At 70.9% G+C, this 15,842-nt stretch carries 18 protein-coding genes; 11 read left to right on the top strand and 7 right to left on the bottom strand.

Annotated elements, in window-relative coordinates:
- Positions 1-697: 697 nt before the first annotated feature.
- Both scpB and ABD901_RS25285 read left to right on the top strand, forming a co-directional pair.
- On the top strand, positions 698-1,483 hold the full coding sequence (gene scpB / locus ABD901_RS25290) for an SMC-Scp complex subunit ScpB (protein ID WP_345130066.1): 786 nt from the start codon (positions 698-700) through the stop codon (positions 1,481-1,483).
- 358 nt (positions 1,484-1,841) lie between these two features.
- Positions 1,842-2,597: a pseudouridine synthase gene (locus ABD901_RS25285; RefSeq protein WP_345130064.1), complete on the top strand. Its 756-nt coding sequence runs from the start codon at positions 1,842-1,844 to the stop codon at positions 2,595-2,597.
- Positions 2,598-2,846: 249 nt separating this feature from the next.
- Here ABD901_RS25285 and ABD901_RS25280 read toward each other — a convergent pair whose 3' ends face one another.
- The 3 genes from ABD901_RS25280 to ald all read right to left on the bottom strand — a co-directional run bounded on the left by ABD901_RS25280 (position 2,847) and on the right by ald (position 5,858).
- A complete protein-coding gene (locus tag ABD901_RS25280; RefSeq protein WP_345129737.1) occupies positions 2,847-3,452 on the bottom strand; it encodes a TetR/AcrR family transcriptional regulator in 606 nt (201 codons plus the stop codon).
- Positions 3,453-3,770: 318 nt separating this feature from the next.
- Positions 3,771-4,736 (bottom strand): site-specific tyrosine recombinase XerD, encoded by a 966-nt coding sequence (locus ABD901_RS25275; RefSeq protein ID WP_345129735.1) that lies wholly within the window; start codon positions 4,734-4,736, stop codon positions 3,771-3,773.
- A gap of 6 nt (positions 4,737-4,742) precedes the next feature.
- Complete coding sequence (gene ald / locus ABD901_RS25270; RefSeq protein ID WP_345129733.1) at positions 4,743-5,858, bottom strand: alanine dehydrogenase; 1,116 nt, start codon at positions 5,856-5,858, stop codon at positions 4,743-4,745.
- A 154-nt stretch (positions 5,859-6,012) separates the two neighbouring features.
- Here ald and ABD901_RS25265 point away from each other — a divergent pair, with 154 nt between their 5' ends.
- Positions 6,013-6,717: an RICIN domain-containing protein gene (locus ABD901_RS25265; RefSeq protein ID WP_345129731.1), complete on the top strand. Its 705-nt coding sequence runs from the start codon at positions 6,013-6,015 to the stop codon at positions 6,715-6,717.
- A gap of 16 nt (positions 6,718-6,733) precedes the next feature.
- Here ABD901_RS25265 and ABD901_RS25260 read toward each other — a convergent pair whose 3' ends face one another.
- Positions 6,734-7,639 (bottom strand): TetR/AcrR family transcriptional regulator C-terminal domain-containing protein, encoded by a 906-nt coding sequence (locus ABD901_RS25260; protein WP_345129728.1) that lies wholly within the window; start codon positions 7,637-7,639, stop codon positions 6,734-6,736.
- A gap of 123 nt (positions 7,640-7,762) precedes the next feature.
- Between ABD901_RS25260 and ABD901_RS25255 the strand changes: the two genes are divergently transcribed.
- On the top strand, positions 7,763-8,863 hold the full coding sequence (locus ABD901_RS25255) for an FAD-dependent monooxygenase (protein ID WP_345129726.1): 1,101 nt from the start codon (positions 7,763-7,765) through the stop codon (positions 8,861-8,863).
- On the opposite strand, the gene ABD901_RS25250 is transcribed toward ABD901_RS25255, so the two are convergent.
- Positions 8,853-9,329: an anthrone oxygenase family protein gene (locus ABD901_RS25250; protein WP_345129724.1), complete on the bottom strand. Its 477-nt coding sequence runs from the start codon at positions 9,327-9,329 to the stop codon at positions 8,853-8,855. The genes ABD901_RS25255 and ABD901_RS25250 overlap by 11 nt on opposite strands.
- 81 nt (positions 9,330-9,410) lie before the next feature.
- Between ABD901_RS25250 and ABD901_RS25245 the strand changes: the two genes are divergently transcribed.
- Together ABD901_RS25245 and ABD901_RS25240 are read left to right on the top strand one after the other, a co-directional pair.
- Positions 9,411-10,349, top strand: a complete 939-nt coding sequence (locus ABD901_RS25245; RefSeq protein WP_345130062.1) for an AraC family transcriptional regulator — start codon at positions 9,411-9,413, stop codon at positions 10,347-10,349.
- Complete coding sequence (locus tag ABD901_RS25240; RefSeq protein WP_345129721.1) at positions 10,346-10,717, top strand: YchJ family protein; 372 nt, start codon at positions 10,346-10,348, stop codon at positions 10,715-10,717. Before ABD901_RS25245 ends, ABD901_RS25240 begins: the two co-directional genes overlap by 4 nt.
- Here ABD901_RS25240 and ABD901_RS25235 read toward each other — a convergent pair.
- Positions 10,696-11,265 carry a GNAT family N-acetyltransferase gene (locus ABD901_RS25235; RefSeq protein WP_345129717.1) on the bottom strand — a complete coding sequence of 190 codons (570 nt, stop codon included), beginning with the start codon at positions 11,263-11,265 and terminating at the stop codon, positions 10,696-10,698. The two genes, ABD901_RS25240 and ABD901_RS25235, sit on opposite strands and share 22 nt — an antisense overlap.
- 9 nt (positions 11,266-11,274) lie before the next feature.
- Positions 11,275-11,682: an ATP-binding protein gene (locus tag ABD901_RS25230; RefSeq protein WP_345129715.1), complete on the bottom strand. Its 408-nt coding sequence runs from the start codon at positions 11,680-11,682 to the stop codon at positions 11,275-11,277.
- 89 nt (positions 11,683-11,771) lie between these two features.
- Between ABD901_RS25230 and arfB the strand changes: the two genes are divergently transcribed.
- The 5 genes from arfB to paaI all read left to right on the top strand — a co-directional run bounded on the left by arfB (position 11,772) and on the right by paaI (position 15,806).
- A complete protein-coding gene (gene arfB / locus ABD901_RS25225) occupies positions 11,772-12,197 on the top strand; it encodes an alternative ribosome rescue aminoacyl-tRNA hydrolase ArfB (protein ID WP_345129713.1) in 426 nt (141 codons plus the stop codon).
- 141 nt (positions 12,198-12,338) lie between these two features.
- Positions 12,339-12,992, top strand: a complete 654-nt coding sequence (locus ABD901_RS25220; protein ID WP_345129711.1) for a Rossmann-fold NAD(P)-binding domain-containing protein — start codon at positions 12,339-12,341, stop codon at positions 12,990-12,992.
- Positions 12,993-13,099: 107 nt separating this feature from the next.
- Complete coding sequence (pyrG, locus tag ABD901_RS25215; protein WP_345129709.1) at positions 13,100-14,806, top strand: CTP synthase; 1,707 nt, start codon at positions 13,100-13,102, stop codon at positions 14,804-14,806.
- Positions 14,803-15,390, top strand: a complete 588-nt coding sequence (locus ABD901_RS25210; protein WP_345129706.1) for an NUDIX domain-containing protein — start codon at positions 14,803-14,805, stop codon at positions 15,388-15,390. Before pyrG ends, ABD901_RS25210 begins: the two co-directional genes overlap by 4 nt.
- Before the next feature lie 35 nt (positions 15,391-15,425).
- Positions 15,426-15,806: a hydroxyphenylacetyl-CoA thioesterase PaaI gene (gene paaI, locus ABD901_RS25205; RefSeq protein ID WP_345130060.1), complete on the top strand. Its 381-nt coding sequence runs from the start codon at positions 15,426-15,428 to the stop codon at positions 15,804-15,806.
- Positions 15,807-15,842: the final 36 nt, after the last annotated feature.

The raw sequence follows: 15,842 nt of genomic DNA, 5'->3' as shown, positions 1-15,842 counted from the left end.
CACCGAGGACTGGCCCGTCGAGGCCGAGGCTGCCGAGGACGCGCCCGTCACCGTGGAGGTTCACGCCGCCCAGCCCGTCGACGCCGAGGCTGCCGAAGACACGTCCGTCATCGCGGAAGTCAACGACGGCCAGCCGGACGACACCGAGGCTGCCGAGGACGCGTCCGCCATCGCGGAAGTCAACGACGGCCAGCCGGACGACACCGAGGCTGCCGAGGACGCGCCCGCCATCGCGGAAGTCGACGAGGGCCAGGCCGCCGACGCCGAGGTTGCTGCCGAGCCGGTGGCACATGACGAGCCTGCCGACGAGCAGCTCGCAGATGTGGCTGTTGTTGACGAGCGCCTTGAGGACGCAGCGCCCATCGACGAGCACCCCGCGGACGCGGACGCCGTGGCATCGGGCTCCGTCGTCGAGGAGGTCATTCTCACGGAATCCGGCGCGGTGGACGAGCCGGCCATCGGCGCGTCTTCGTCGGACGTCGACGAGACCCAGAACACCGACTTGGGCTTTGACGAACCCGCCAATGCCGCGCCGGAACCCGACGCCGGACCAGCACCCGAGCTCGAGTCACTTTCGGAGCCCGAATCGGTCGCTGACGGCGAGCCGGTTTCCGAACCCGAGCCGGTCGCGGACGCCGAGCCCATCGCGCACGTCGAGCCGATCGCGGACGCCGAGCCGATCGCCGACGCCGAGCCGATCGCCGACGCTGAATCCACGGCGAATGCCGAGTTGGTCGCCTACGCCGAACCCGCCGCGGACGTTGAACCCATCGCGGATGCCGAGTCCACCTTCGGTGGCGAGTCCGCGACGGTCGGTGACGCCGCCGAGCTGGTAGACGGCGGGGACGAGCAGCTTGTCGTGCAGACGCTGCCGGGTGTCGGGCCGGACACCGAGGGTGAGGCCGAAGCGCCCGCCGAGGCTGTTCGGCCGGAGATCACGGACAGTGAGCTTCGCGGTGCGGTCGAAGCGATCCTGCTGGTCGTCGACGAGCCGACCAGTGAGGTGACGCTCGCCCAGGTGCTGGAGCAGCCCGTCGAGCGGGTGGTAGCGGCGCTGGAGGCGGCGTCGCGGGATTACACCTCGCTGGGGTTTGGGTTCGATCTTCGGCGTGTCGCCGGAGGATGGCGGCTGTACACGCGGCCTGAATACGCGGCGTACGTGGAGAAGTTCGTTCTCGACGGGCAGCAGATCCGGTTGACGCAGGCGGCACTGGAGACACTGGCTGTGATCGCGTACAAGCAGCCGGTGACGCGGTCGCGAATTTCGGCCATCCGCGGTGTGAACTGTGATGGCGTGGTCCGTACGCTGGTGACTAGGGGTCTGATCGAGGAAACCGGGAGTGAGCCCGAGAGCGGCGCGTTCCTGTACCGCACGACCACGCTGTTCCTGGAGAAACTCGGTCTGGACAGCGTCGATCAGCTGCCGCCGCTCGCCCCATTCCTGCCCGACGACATAGATGAGATCGCCGATGCCCAGCGTTGACCCGTCCGTACAGTCCGAGTTCGTGGCTTCCTCGGCCCCCGAGCCGACGAACGCTCCGCCCGCCGCGCATTTCGAGGGTGCGCAATCCGTCAATGCGCAGGCGGAGGAAACCCCCTCTGACAGCGCCCGGTCCGCCGACGCTCAATTCGACGACTTGCAGGCCGCCGACGAGCACGACGAGCGCGACGAACTTGACCGAGGCGCGGACCAGCGCGACGAGCTTGACCGGAGCGCCGACAAACTCGAGCAGGGCGCGGACGAGCACGAGGGTGCCGAGAGTGTGCGGCCCTCGCGCGGGCGGTTCAGCCGCGAGCGCCGCGTGAGCGCCGAAGACGACGGGCTGGAGTTCCAAGGGTCCGTGTTCGACGCGCCGCCGGACGCCGAGGCGCCGCGCAACGAGGAGCGACTACAGAAGATCCTTGCCGCCGCCGGGTTGGGGTCGCGGCGAGCCTGCGAGCGCATGATCGACGAGGGGCGCGTCACCGTCAACGGCAAGGAGGCGACGCTCGGCGACAAGGCCGATGCCGTGCGCGACGCCATCCACGTCAACGGGCAGCGGCTGGTGACGGATTCGCGGATGGTGTACCTGGCGCTGAACAAGCCGCGCGGGGTCGTCTCGACGATGGACGACGATAAGGGGCGCGACGCGATCGCGGACTTCCTGCCGAACATCACCGCGCGGGTGTTCCACGTCGGGCGGCTCGACCAGGACAGCGAAGGGCTCCTGCTGCTCACCAACGACGGCGGGCTGGCGCACAAGCTGATGCACCCGTCGTACGAGGTGGCCAAGACCTACCAGGTCGAGATCCCCGGGCCCGTGCCGCGCTCGATGGGGCGGGAGCTCAAGGCCGGCATCGTTCTCGAGGACGGGCCGGTGAAGGTGGACTCGTTCCGGGTCGTGGACGCGTTCGGGAAGGTCGCGCTCGTCGAGGTCGTGCTGCACGAAGGGCGCAACCACATCGTGCGGCGGCTGTTCGACAAGGTCGGGTTCCCGGTTCAGCGGCTGATCCGCACGCAGATCGGGCCGATCCGGCTCGGTGACCTGCGGCCGGGGCGCACCCGGCACCTCTCGCAGGCCGAGATCGGCGCCCTGTTCAAGGCGGTCGGCGAGTAGAGCTGCGGCAATTATCGATTATTGGATTACCGCAATCCGTAATTCAGTAAATCCGCGCCATGATCAAACCAGACGTCGCGGCCAAGGCCCCCGGCTTCGATGATCAAGCTGATCAAGGCCGCCCCACGCCGGATTAAGGCCGGGCCTGATCAAATGCTTGCCGCGGAGCGGAATCGGAAATGATCGAGACTGCACCGCGAACAAATCGCCGAGGTGATCAAGGCTAGGCCGCGACCAGAAAAGGGCCGATCATCGCTCGCCGGTGAGATACCGCTGCACCGTCGGGCCTACCCGCTCGATGACCGTCTCGGGCGGCATGGCGGCCACGGAGGGAATGCGCAGAATGTGGCGGCACATGGCCAGGCCGAGCATCTGCGTTGCCAGCAATCCGGCGCGTTCGGCGGCTTCGAGCTGGTCCTCGTGTGACAAGGTCGAGCCGGGCGAGCGAGACTCGCGGACCACGCCCAGCACGATGGGCATGATCTGGTCGCGGAAGATGCCGCGCACTCGCTCCGCTGCTGTCGGGTCCGTGGCCGCCGAGCGCAGCAACGTCAGCAGAGCGTCCGCCGTCGGGTCCTCCTCCCACCGGTAGAGGAAGTGCCGCACCAGCTCGGGGCCTAGGCGTGACGGAGGTAGGTCGGCCAGGTCGGGCAGGCGCAGGTCGATGTCCACCGCCGCCGCGAACAGGCGCTCCTTGTTGCCGTAGTACCGCATCACCATCGACGGGTCGATGGCGGCGTCCGCGGCGATCGCGCGGATCGTGGCGCGCTGGTAGCCGTCGCGGGCGAAACGGATGCGGGCGGCCTGCAGGATGGCGGCCCGGGTAGCGTCGGAGCGTCGCGGCGCGTCGGTCATGCCAACAACTGTAGGCCAACGAGCGTTGGGAGATCACCCAGCCGCAGACCAACGAGCGTTACGTGATCAGCCAACCCGCGATCAGCCGACCGCACGGTCGACGAGCATTACGCGATCGGCCAAGCCGCAATCACCCCACCGCACGGCCGACGAACGGCCGACGACGGCCGACGAGCATTGCGCGATCAGCCAATCTGCGATCAGCCGACCGCACGGCCGACGAACGGCGGACGACGGACGACGGACGACGGACGACGAGCGTCACGTGATCAGCCAAGCTGCGATCAGCCGACCGCACGGCCGACGAACGTTGCGTGATCAGCGGGCGCGGGGGTGAGCCGTGGCGTAGACCTCGCGAAGCCGGTCGACGGTCACCAGGGTGTACACCTGCGTCGTGGTCACCGAAGCGTGCCCCAGCAACTCCTGCACGACCCGAATGTCCGCCCCGCCGTCGAGCAGGTGCGTGGCGAACGAGTGCCGCAACGTATGCGGCGAGACGCCGGACGGCCCCTCGACCGGCAGCCCGGCCAGCTGCGCGGTCTTACGCAGGATCGTCCACGCGCTCTGGCGGGACAAGGCGCCGCCGCGGGCGTTGAGGAAGACGTTGGGCACGCCGCTGCCGTTGGCCGCGAGGGCCGGGCGGGCGCGGACCAGGTAGGCGTCGAGGGAGGCGCGGGCGTAGCTGCCCATGGGCACGAGGCGGGTCTTGCCGCCCTTGCCGCGCAGGACGACCATCCCGGGGCGGGCGTCGAGGTCCAGGTCGTCCACGGCGATGCCGACGGCCTCCGAGATGCGTGCGCCGGTGCCGTACAGGAACTCCAGTAGCGCCGCGTCGCGCAGGTCGAGAGGGCCGGCGGACTGGGAAGGGACCGCGAGGAGGCGGGAGATCTGGTCGACGTCGAGGGCCTTCGGCAGGCGCTTGGGCAGCGACGGCGGCTTGACCTCGCGGGACGGGTCGGTGGGTGCGAGGCCCTCCAGCAGCGCGAAGCGGTGCAGGCCGCGCACGGCGCTGGCGGCGCGGGCGGCCGAGGAGGCCGAGAGCGGCGGGGCGTCGCCGTCGGGCGAGCGCAGGTCGGCGACGTGGGCGGCGATGTCGCGGGCGGAGACGGCCGGCAGCTCGGCGATGCCCGCCGCGACCAGCCAGTCGACGTAGCGTTCGAGGTCGCGGCGGTAGGAGGCGAGCGTGTTCGCGGCGAGGGCGCGCTCGACGGTCAGGTGGTCCAGGTACGTGTCGACGGCGCGGCGCAGCGCAACGCCCGCATCCGCACCGCCGACATCCACCATGGTGTTCTATGCCAGGACGTCGCCCAGGGCAACGTGGCTCATCCCGTGCGCGTCGGCGACCGGGCCGTAGGTGACGTGACCGTCGTGCGTGTTGAGGCCGAGCGCGAGCGCCGAGTCGCGGCGCAGGGCGTCGCGCCAGCCGCGGTTGGCCAGCTCCAGCGCGTACGGCAGGGTGACGTTCGTCAACGCGTACGTGCTGGTGTGCGGCACGGCGCCGGGCATGTTCGCCACGCAGTAGAAGATCGAGTCGTGGACCTTGTAGGTCGGCTCGGCGTGCGTGGTCGGGCGGGAGTCCTCGAAGCAGCCGCCCTGGTCGATGGAGATGTCGACGAGCACGCTGCCGGGCTTCATGCGCTTGACCAGGTCGTTGGTGACGAGCTTCGGCGCCTTGGCGCCGGGGACGAGCACGGCGCCGATGACGAGGTCGGCGTCGAGGACGGCCCGCTCGATCTCGTACCCGTTCGACGCGATCGTCTGCAGGTGCCCCTGGTAGATCGCGTCGGCGCCGCGCAGCCGGGAGATGTTCTTGTCCAGCAGGAGGACCTCGGCCTGCATGCCCAGCGCGATCGCGGCCGCGTTGAGCCCGGAGACGCCGGCGCCGATGACGACGACCTTGGCCGCGTACACGCCGGACACGCCGCCCAGCAGCACGCCGCGCCCGCCGCCCGCCCGCATGAGGTGGTACGCACCGACCTGCGGCGCCAGCCGCCCGGCGACCTCGGACATCGGGGCGAGCAGCGGCAGCGACCGGTCGGGCAGCTCCACCGTCTCGTAGGCGATGCCGGTGACCTTGCGGTCGACGAGGGCCTGCGTGCAGTCGCGGGAAGCGGCCAGGTGCAGGTACGTGAAGAGGACCTGCCCCTCGCGCATGCGGTGGTACTCCTCGGCGACCGGCTCCTTGACCTTCAGCACCAGGTCGCCCTCGGCCCAGACGTCGTCCGCGCTCGGCAGGATGGTGGCGCCCGCCTCGCGGTACTCCTGGTCGGTGATCGACGATCCGTCGCCGGCGCCGGCCTGCACGAAGACGTCGTGGCCGCTCGCGGCGAGCTCGTGGACGCCGGCGGGCGTGATCGCCACGCGGTACTCGTGGTTCTTGACCTCGCGCGGAATTGCGACCTTCACGTTGGGACCCCTCTCCACTCAGCGCACCGTTACGCTGTGTGCATAAGCGGGAGTTTATGTCCGATGTACCCCCGGCGCGGGCTGCACAGTGTGAACTCCTCACGGGGCAGATTGACACTGTGTCGCTCGATGGCCTGATCTATGCTGTGCGGCCATGACCGTCTACGGCGGGCCCCGCCCTACGCCACCCGCGCCGAAGCCCGACAAGGTGCTGCTCGCAGCCCTCGGCTTCACGGTACTCGCGGTCATTGTCGGCGTCATTCTGGGCGTGCAGGCGTTCACGTCGAACTCGCCGAAGGGCACCAGCGCCGCCGAGCGGGAGGCGAGCGTCGCCGACCCGGCGTCGGAGGCACCGCCGTCGGCCGCGCCCTCCTCGGCCCCTGCCCCGCCGTCGCCGAGCCCGTCGCCCACGCAGGCGAAGCCGGCGCTGCTGGCGGCCAAGCCGACGCTCATGCGCCCCGACCATTCGGGCCTGTGCATGCAGGCCAACGCCGGCAACGGCGGCAACGCCTCGCAGCAGGCGTGCGACGGCAACAACGCGACGATGCTGTGGGTACCGCGGGCGATGAACAACACGCAGGACACCTTCGAGTTCATCAACGCCGCCGACAACCGGTGCATGGACGTCAACGGCGCCTCGAAGGACAACGGCGCACAGATCGTGATCTGGGACTGCCACGGCCAGGCCAACCAGCTGTGGAAGCTGGTCCGCGACGGCGACGGCTACCGGTTCGTGAGCCTCAACAGCGGCCGCTGCATCGGCATCGACGCCGGCAACCCGGCCCCAGGCGCGGTGGCCCGCCAGTGGGACTGCGACGGCTCCACGAACCAGCGCTGGCAGTTCCAGCAGCTCGGCTGACGCCGCCCCGGACACGTCACGCGAAGACCGACACGGCCAGGCCGTCCAGCAGCGTGCGCAGGCCGAGCTCGAAGATGCGGTCCAGGTCGAGCTCGTAGCCGCCCTCGCCGAACGACGTCATCATCGCCGTGAAGTGCGGGTAGCGGCCGGACGAGGCGATCGCGCCGAGCCCCGGCCCGTGCACGTCCATCCAGTCGTCCTCGGTCAGCCCGGTCGCCGCCTGGGCCTGCGCCTCCGCCTCCAGCTGGACGGCCAGGCCCTGGATGTGGCTGTACAGCATGATCTGCACATCGAGGCGCGCATGCGCGTCGAGCCCGCGTCCGGCCAGCGCGCGCAGCATGGCCTCGCCATGGCGCAGCAGGTTGGGCAGCGGCAGCGGCCGGGTCAGCGGCGTGACGTGCGCGAGCCACGGGTGCCGGCGGTACAGCGCCCACAGCGTCCGCCCGACGCGCTCCAGCTGCTCGCGCCACGCTGCGGACTCCGGCTCCTGCCCGCCGAGCTCGCCGTAGGCGGCGTCCGCCATGAGCAGCACGAGCTGGTCCTTGCTCTCCACATAGCGGTACGTCGACATCGTCGGCACCCCGAGCTTGGCCGCAACGCCCCGCATCGACAGCGCGGCGAGCCCTTCGGCGTCGGCGATCTCGATCGCCGCGCGCACCAGATCGCCCTGCGCGACGGCACCGCGATGCACCGCGGCCGGGACCGCAACGGTGCCGGCCACGACCGTTCCCGACCGCGGCTTGGAGACCACGACCCCTTGCTGCTGCAGCAGGGTGAGCGCCTTGGTGGCGGTGGCCAGCGCGACACCGTGCCGTTTGGCGAGGTCCCGCGTCGAGGGCAGCCGGTCTCCCGGCCGCAGCCGTCCGTCCCCGATCCGCTCGCGAACGTCGGCGACGATCCGCTGGTACGGCGCCTCGGTCACCCGCGTCTCCTGTCCTAGTACAGACCCGGCTGCCATAGTACACATTCGCCGTTGTTTGTCCAGCTCGTACGGCGTACAGTCAGTTGCGTACAGCGTACCGAACACACAGCGGGAGCAGACACCATGCGCGTACTCATCAGCGGCGGCGGCATCGCGGGACCGAACCTCGCCTACTGGCTGCGAAAGGGAGGCGCCGACGTGACGGTCGTCGAGCGCGCCCCCGCACCGAGGGCGGGCGGCCAGGCCGTCGACGTCCGCGGCGTAGCACTCGACGTGATCGAACGAATGGGCCTGATCGACGAGCTGCGCAGGCAACGCACCAGGATGCGCGGCTCGTCGATGATCGGACCGGACGGCACGGAGCTGTCCCGCTCGACCGAGTACGTCCCGAGCAGCGGCCGCCTGGACAGCGAGGACATCGAGATCCTCCGCGACGATCTGGTCACCCTATTGTCCGAAAAGTCCGGTCAAATCGTCCACAGCAACGCGATCGTCGCGATGCGCCAAGACGAGACCGGCGTCGACGTCGCATTCAGGAACAACACCGAGGGACGCTACGACCTGGTCATCGGCGCCGACGGCCTGAACTCCAAGGTCCGCCGCCTCGCATTCACCGAGCAGAGCGACCAGATCCTGCACCTCGGCGCATACGTCGCCGTCTACACCGCCGCGAACACCCTCGGCCTCGACGAATGGCAGGTCTGGCTGCAGGGCGAGAACGCCGGCGCCGGCATCTACACCGCAAGGAACAACCGGGAGCTCAGGGTCAACATCGGCTTCATGTCCGGCCCCCTGGAGTACGACCGCAACGACCTCGACGCCCAGCGCAGGATGGTGCAGGAGCGCACCGCCGGCCTCGGCTGGGAGATCCCCCGCCTCCTGGAGGCCATGTGGACGGCGCCGGACTTCTACTTCGACGCGATGGCCCAGGTCCGCCTGGACTCCTGGTCGACCGGCCGGGTGGCACTGGTCGGCGACGCCGGCTACTGCGCCTCGCCGTTGTCCGGCCAGGGCACCAGCCTGGCCCTCGTCGGCGGCTACGTCCTGGCCGAGGAACTGACCAGGGCGGGCGAAGCCGGCGCAGGCCACCGGGCCGCCTTCGCCGCCTACGAGGAGCGGATGCGCCCATTCGTGGTCGCCAACCAGGCGCTGGCCACCGAGAACCCCGGCGGCCCCGCGTCCGAGGAGTCGATCGAGAAGGCGAAACACGCGATCACGCTTTGATCAGGGCGATGGCCATGGCGAGCAGCGAGCCGGCCGAGGACACGGTCCGCACCAGGTTCCAGCCGACCCACGGCCCCTCGAACACCCGGCGCACCGCGGCCGGATCCGCGATCGCCGCGGCCGGCCCGGCGGCGTCGAGCTGGTTGTTCATCGGCACGTTCAGCGCGGCCGTGACGATGAACGCGACGGCGTAGAGGGCCACCGCGGCGACGAGCCAGGGCAGCGGCCCGCGGTGCCCGGCCGGCAGGTGCAGCAGCACCGCGACGATGGCGACGAGCAGCGCGCCGACGTACGCGGTCAGGAACCACCCGTTGAGGATGGCCGTGTTGATCTTCTGCATGACGTCGATGAACGTGCGGTCCTCGACCTTGTGCAGGGCCAGCATGACCGAGGTGGAGTAGGCGAAGAAGACGCCGGCGGACAGGCCGACGAGCAGGGTGGCGGCGGCAAGGACAACGCTTCTCATACATCCCAGTGAATCGGCCCGGCCCGAGACGCACCATGGTCGAGACGCGCCGATCCATACGCCGGCGTCTACAATCGTCTCATCGACGCACTCACCGCACTGCTGGACGGGCCCCGAGCACGCGGCGCGTTCCTGCTCCGCTCGGTGCTCACCCCGCCGTGGTCGCTGCGCATCCGCGACGAGGCCGCCCTGTCCATCGCCGCCGTGGTCCGCGGCACCGCGTACTACGTGCCCGACGACGGCGAGCCGATCGCGGCCGGGCCGGGCGACGTGCTGGTGATCCGCGGGCCGGAGCACTACACGGTCGCCGACCCGCCCGGCACCGCGCCGCAGATCATCATCCACCCGGGCCAGCGGTGCACCACCCCGCAAGGCGAGGATCTCGCGGAGCTGATGCACCTGGGCGTGCGCACCTGGGGTACCGACGCGGAAGGCCCGACCCTCGTCCTCACCGGCGCCTATCAGCTCGCGGGCGAGGTGTCGCGGCGGCTGCTCTCGGCTCTTCCCACGGCGGTGGTGGTGCCTCGCCCGGACTGGGACACGCCGCTGGTGTCGCTGCTCGCGGACGAGATCGCGAAGGATCGCCCCGGCCAGGAGGCGGTGCTGGACCGGCTGCTCGACCTGATGCTCATCACCGCGCTGCGCACGTGGCTGGCCCGGCCGTCCTCGAGCGCGCCGGGCTGGTACCGCGCCCAGTCCGACCCGACCGTCGGCCCGGCGCTGCAGCTGCTGCACCACAACCCGGCGCTGCAGTGGACGGTGGCGGACCTGGCGGCCAAGGTCGGCGTCTCCCGGGCGCTGCTGGCCCGGCGGTTCACCGAGCTCGTCGGTGAGCCCCCGATGGCGTACCTGGCGGGCTGGCGCCTGGCCCTGGCCGCCGACCTGTTGCTGGAGCCCGACGCGACGCTCGCCGCGGTCGCCCGCCGCGTCGGCTACGGCAGCGCCTTCGCGCTCAGCGCCGCGTTCAAGCGGGTCCGCGGGGTGTCACCGCGCGAGCATCGGGAACAATGCACGGCATGAACACCTGCCCGTGTGGACTCGGCGAACCGTACGACGAATGCTGCGGCAAGTACCACCGCGGCGCCGAGCCGCCGAGCGCCGAACTGCTCATGCGGGCCCGCTACAGCGCGTACGTGCTGGCCGACCGCGCGTTCCTGCTGCGCACCTGGCACGAGAAGACCCGGCCGCGGGCGCTCACCCTGGAGTCGGAGCAGAACTGGCAGGGCCTGACGATCCTGGGGCGCGAGGGCGGCGGGCTGTTCGACACCGAGGGCATCGTGGAGTTCCGGGCCCGCTACGTCGCCGACGGGCGGTCGGGCACGATGCACGACCGGAGCCGGTTCGTGAAGGTCGACGGCGCCTGGCGCTACCTGGACGAGGTCGCCTGACGGGCGCGCCACTCGCGGTCGAGGATCGCGTAGATGTATTGGTCGCCGAACTCGCCCTTGAACAGCTCGTCCTCGACGAAGTGCGCCTCGCGGCGCATGCCGAGGCGGGCCAGCAGCCGCCAGGAGCCCTCGTTGCGGGTGTCGCAGGCGCCGTAGACGCGGTGCAGGCCGAGGCCCTCGAAGGCCAGCCGCAGCATCGCCTCCGAGGCCTCGCGGGCGTAGCCCTTGCCCTGGTAGGCGGGGTTGAGCACGAACCCGAGCTCGCCCTGGCGGTGCAGCACGCTGGCCCACTTGAGCACGACCTGGCCGATCACCCGGCCCTCGAGCTCCATGGCGAGGACGAGCCACTGGCCCTCCTCGGTCAGCGCGGCCTGACCGATGCGGCGGGCGAGCGACTCGCGGGTCTCCTCCGGCGTGTGGACCTCCCAGTAGAGATACCGCACCACCTCCGGATCCCCGGTGAGCACGTGCAGGTCGTCGAAGTCGCCGTCGGCGAAGGGGCGCAGCGTGAGCCGCTCGGTCCGGATGGGGTACTCGGGTCGCAGCACCCGGCGATGTTAGACCGACAGGGCGCTGCTCAGCCTCACAATTGTTCCCGCGCGCCCGGTGCTCACGGCGACGTCGTCGACGAGATGCTTGGCCAGCCACAGCCCGCGCCCGCTGATCGCGTGGCTGGGCGGCAGGCCGGCGCCGTTGAGCCGCTCGCGGGGTATGCCGCCGCCGCGGTCGGCGACCTCGCAGACGACCCAGCCGTCGACCACCCACATGCGCAGGGTGCCGCCGCCGCCGGCGTGGCGCACGGCGTTGGTGACGATCTCGTTGACCGCCAGCACGAAGTCCTCCAGCCGCTGCCCGGCCAGCCCCGCCTCGGCGGCGCCACGGCTCACGGCGTGGCGCACCGGAGTGATCTGCGCGACACCGAACTCCTCGACCAGAAGCGCCGTTGTCCGAACGGCATCAGCCACGGCGCCGAGAGTACCGCGTGCCGCGCCCGGCCACGGCGTCAAGTCACCCCCCGGTGCAATCTGCGTTCCGCGCCCCGCATGCTGGGCGCATGGACGAGGACCTGCGGGTGACCGACGACATCACCCTGCCCCGCGCCGAGCTGGCGTGGCGCTTCAGCCGATCCGGCGGGCCGGGCGGGCAGTCGGTGAACACCACGGACTCGCGGGTCGAGCTGCGCTTCGACCTGGCCGCGACCGCCGCGCTGCCCGAGCCGCTCAAGGAGCGCGCGCTGCAGCGGCTGGCCGGCCGCCTCGTCGACGGTGTGCTGTCGATCGTGGCCGCCGAGCAGCGATCGCAGCTGCAGAACCGCCGCGCGGCCGAGGAGCGCCTGGTCGCGGCGATCGCGGCCGCGATCGCGCCGCCGCCGCGGCCGCGTAAACGTACAAAACCCTCGAAAGGCGCCGTAGAGCGCCGTCTCGAGTCCAAGCGCCACACGGCCTTACGGAAGCAACGACGCCGCCGCCCGGAAGAATAAGTGCAAAACGCATATATGGTACATCGAGCGCTCCCGCTGCGCGCATCCCTCCTTGCTGGGGGCCGACGCCCACACAAAGCTCCCGGCGGCGCGGCTGCCTGACCGCGTCACGCTGCCGGCGACCTGGGCATGATGATGGGCATGAAGGTCATCCTCTTCGGGGCCACCGGCATGATCGGCCAGGGCGTCCTGCGCGAGTCCCTCCTGGCCGCCGACGTCGACGAGGTCCTGGTGGTGACCCGCACGCCGACGGGCGTGCACCACCCGAAGCTGCGCGAGCTCACCCACGACGACTTCACCGACTACGAGGGCGTCGACTTCGGCGGGTACGACGCCTGCTTCTTCTGCCTCGGCGTGTCCTCGGTCGGCCTGAGCGAGGCCGCGTACACCCGCATCACCTACGACTTCACCCTCGCCGCGGCACGCCGGATGGCCACGCAGCACCCCGGCATGGTCTTCGTCTACGTCTCCGGCGCGGGCACCAGCACCGATGGCCGCCAGATGTGGGCGCGGGTCAAGGGCCGCACCGAGGTCGACGTGGCCGCGCTGGACCTGCAGGCATACGCGTTCCGCCCCGGTTTCATCCGCCCCGAGCACGGCGCCCGCTCGAGGGTCCGCCTCTACCGGGTGATCTACGCCGCATTCAGCCCGATCTCCGCGCTGCTCGTCCGCTTCGCCCCGGGCATCGCCACGAGCACCACCCAGCTGGCCCGCGCGATGCTCATGGTCGCCCGCACCCGCCCCGAGCACCGCGTGTGGACGTCGCGCGAGATCGCAGCCGCATCCGACGTGTGACGCGTGTGACGCCAGGTGTGTCTTCTGCACCGCCGTTTACCTGGTGTTAGGCTGGACTCCCGTGGATCGCTGACTCGGCAGCGTGACGAACCCCACGGGAGCAGGCTTTGTCCTCATCAGCACGGACCGGTGCCAGCCGGCAGGCTAAGCACATCTTCGTCACCGGGGGCGTCGCCTCCTCACTCGGCAAGGGGCTGACCGGCTCCAGCCTGGGCAGCCTGCTCAGCGCTCGTGGGCTGCGGGTCGTCATGCAGAAGCTCGACCCTTATCTCAACGTCGACCCCGGCACGATGAACCCGTTCCAGCACGGCGAGGTCTTCGTCACCGAAGACGGCGCAGAGACCGATCTCGACATCGGCCACTACGAGCGGTTCCTCGACCAGGACCTCTCCCGCAACGCCAACGTGACGACGGGCCAGATCTACTCGGCCGTCATCGCCAAGGAGCGGCGCGGCGAGTATCTCGGCGACACCGTCCAGGTCATTCCGCACGTCACCAACGAGATCAAGGCGCGCATCCGGGCCATGTCGGCCCCGGACGCCGACGGCGTCGCGCCCGACGTGGTGATCACCGAGGTCGGCGGGACCGTCGGCGACATCGAGTCGCTGCCGTTCCTCGAGGCCATCCGGCAGGTCCGCCACGACATCGGCCGCGACAACTGCTTCTTCCTGCACGTCTCGCTGGTGCCCTACCTGGCGCCCAGCGGCGAGCTCAAGACCAAGCCGACCCAGCACTCGGTGGCGGCGCTGCGCAGCATCGGCATCCAGCCCGACGCGCTGGTCTGCCGCTCCGACCGGGAGATCCCGGACAAGACCAAGAACAAGCTGGCGCTGTACTGCGACGTCGACGCCGAGGCCGTGGTATCCGCACCGGACGCACCGTCGATCTACGACATCCCGCGCGTGCTGCACGAGGAGGGCCTCGACGCCTACGTCGTGCGCCGCCTGGGCCTGTCCTTCCGCGACGTCGCGTGGAAGAAGTGGGACGACCTGCTCGACCGGGTCCACCACCCGCGCCAGACGGTCACCGTCGCCATCGTCGGCAAGTACGTCGACCTGCCCGACGCCTACCTGTCGGTCACCGAGGCCGTGCGCGCCGCCGGATTCGCGCACCGCGCCCGCGTCGAGATCCGCTGGGTGCCCAGCGACGCGTGCACGACGCCGTCCGGCGCCGCGCAGGCCCTCGCCGGCGTCGACGGCGTGATCATCCCCGGCGGCTTCGGCGTGCGGGGCATCGAGGGCAAGATCGGCGCGTCGCAGTACACCCGCGAGCGCGGCATCCCGACCCTGGGCCTGTGCCTGGGCCTGCAGTGCATGACGATCGAGGTGCTGCGCCACGTCGGCGGCATCGCGGGCGCCAACTCGCTGGAGTTCGACGCCGACGCCCCCGACCCGGTCATCTCCACCATGGCCGACCAGGAGGACATCGTCGCCGGCAAGGGCGACCTGGGCGGCACCATGCGGCTGGGCGCCTACCCGGCCGTGCTCGCCCCGGGCACCCTGACCGCCGACGCCTACGGCGACACCGAGGTCTCGGAGCGCCACCGCCACCGCTATGAGGTCAACAACGCCTACCGCGAGGCGATGACCCAGGCCGGCCTGCGCATCTCCGGCACCTCGCCCGACGGCCGCCTGGTCGAGTTCGTCGAGCTCGACCGCGAGCAGCACCCGTTCTTCGTGGCCACGCAGGCGCACCCGGAGCTCAAGAGCCGCCCGACCCGGGCCCACCCGCTCTTCGCCGCCTTCGTCGGCGCCGCGGTCGTCTACAACGCCGCCGACCGCCTGCCCGTCGAGCTGGAGACGGTGGACGCATGACGACCTACGAGGTTCGCTCGCACACCGAGCGGCTGCGCAACCGGGTGTTCTCGATCGTGACCGACGCGATCGAGATGCCCGGCGGCGACGTCGTCGACCGCGACTACATGGTCCACGTCGGCGCCGTCGGCGTGGTGGCGCTGGACGCCGAGAGCCGGGTCGCGCTCGTGCGCCAGTACCGCCCGGCCGTGCGCCAGGTCCTGTGGGAGCTGCCGGCCGGGCTCATCGACGTGCCCGGCGAGTCCCTGGTCGGCGCCGCCGCGCGAGAGCTCGCCGAGGAGGCCGACCTCGTCGCGACCCGCTGGGACCTGCTTGCCGAGGCGCACACCAGCCCCGGCTGCTCCAACGAGAAGATCCGCCTCTTCCTGGCCCGGGAGATCGCGTCGGTGCCGGAGGCGCAGCGCCATGAGCGCACGCACGAGGAGGCCGACCTCGAGCTGCACTGGATCGACCTCGACGAAGCGGTCACCATGGCCCTGACCGGCGAGATCACCAACGCCGCGTGCGCCATCGGCGTGCTGGCCGCGGCCCAGTCGAAGGCCCGCGACTGGAAGAACCTGCGCCCCGCGAACGAAGCGGTGTGAGCCCGCAGGAACTGGCCGAGGCGTGTGCCGCCGCGATGTACGCGGCGGACACCGCCTCCCGGTCCCTGGGCATCACCGTCTCCGGCGTGGCGCCGGGCCGGGCCACGGCGTCCATGACCGTGGCCCCGTCGATGGTCAACGGGCACGACATCGGCCACGGCGGCTACGTCTTCCTGCTCGCCGACACCGCCTTCGCCTTCGCCTGCAACACCTACGACCGCGTCACCGTCGCCGCGGGCGCCGACGTCAGCTTCCTCGAGCCGGCCCGGGCCGGCGACGAGCTGACCGCCACCGCCGTCGAGCGCTCCCGCCGCGGCCGCTCCGGCCTCTACGACGTCACCGTGACCCGCGCCGACGGCACTGTCCTGGCCGAGTTCCGCGGCCGCTCCCGCACCCTGGACAAGCCGATCCTCTGAACATGCACAAGCCGGGGGGTGTCGTTCGAGGAGCTC

Source organism: Dactylosporangium darangshiense, from assembly GCF_039537565.1.
Taxonomy (GTDB): Bacteria; Actinomycetota; Actinomycetes; order Mycobacteriales; family Micromonosporaceae; genus Dactylosporangium; species Dactylosporangium darangshiense.
This window is presented reverse-complemented; position numbering and strand designations above follow the sequence as displayed.